Origin of the sequence: Lacticaseibacillus chiayiensis, assembly GCF_004123795.1 — a bacterium.
Classification (GTDB): Bacteria; Bacillota; Bacilli; order Lactobacillales; family Lactobacillaceae; genus Lacticaseibacillus; species Lacticaseibacillus chiayiensis.
Genome location: NZ_MSSM01000091.1, coordinates 1 through 791, shown reverse-complemented (window position 1 = coordinate 791; position 791 = coordinate 1). Strand labels below are relative to the sequence as shown.

Sequence of the window (791 nt, the reverse complement as noted above, 5' to 3'; positions counted from 1 at the left end):
CGCGCAAAGTGGCAAAAGTCAAGCGAACGAGGGGTTAAATACGAGCGCACAATCAACAACATTGATCATCTGTTTGATGTTTCGCCGGTGACAACACCTGCTTATCCAGACACTGAGGTAAAGGTCGGAGCACGATCGTTGGAACAGATAAAAGCGCTAGATCAGCCGCCAGAATGGGAACTTAAGCGGCGCAAGATGCTTTATCAACTGAATAAAGAGGAATTGCTCAAGGGCATCGAATAATCGGTGCCTATTTTTATACAAAAAATAAGGAGGGTCACTAGATGACTTTAGATGAAAAATTAGCTGCTGTTAAAAAGCAACTTGATGAAAAGCGTTCAGCGTTGCCAGCTATGAAGACAGAACTTCGTTCTTTACTTGAAGGTGAAGATTCCGAGGAAAACCTGAAGAAGGCAGAAGGCGTTCGTGCCAAGTATGATAAAGCTGACAAAGAGATCAAAGATCTTGAAGAAAAACGTGACTTATACGAGGCTGCGTTGAAAGGCAATGAACAGCCAAGCGACAAGAAGAAACGGCAACCTGAACAGCAGAATTATCGCACCGCTATGAATGCCTATCTTCACAGCCGTGGCCGTAACACAGAAGGCATTGATTTTGAAAAGACAGACGTTGGTACCTTTGCGGTTTTGCGTGCTGATCCTACTGATGCCAGTGATGCAGTTAACGCTGGGGTTAAGTCTGTTGACGCGAAGGAGACAATTCCTGATACCATCGTCAATACGCCACAGCGTGAATTGCAGACAGTGGTCGACCTGAAACCATTCACTAAT

General features: G+C 45.0%; 2 protein-coding genes. Both read left to right on the top strand.

The features are described 5' to 3' along the window. Positions 1 to 243 (top strand): HK97 family phage prohead protease (locus tag BVJ53_RS14740; RefSeq protein ID WP_191983456.1); only part of this gene is annotated, 243 nt, incomplete at its 5' end. 41 nt (positions 244 to 284) lie between these two features. Next, a partial coding sequence (locus tag BVJ53_RS14735; protein ID WP_129302979.1) for a phage major capsid protein occupies positions 285 to 791 on the top strand: 507 nt, incomplete at its 3' end.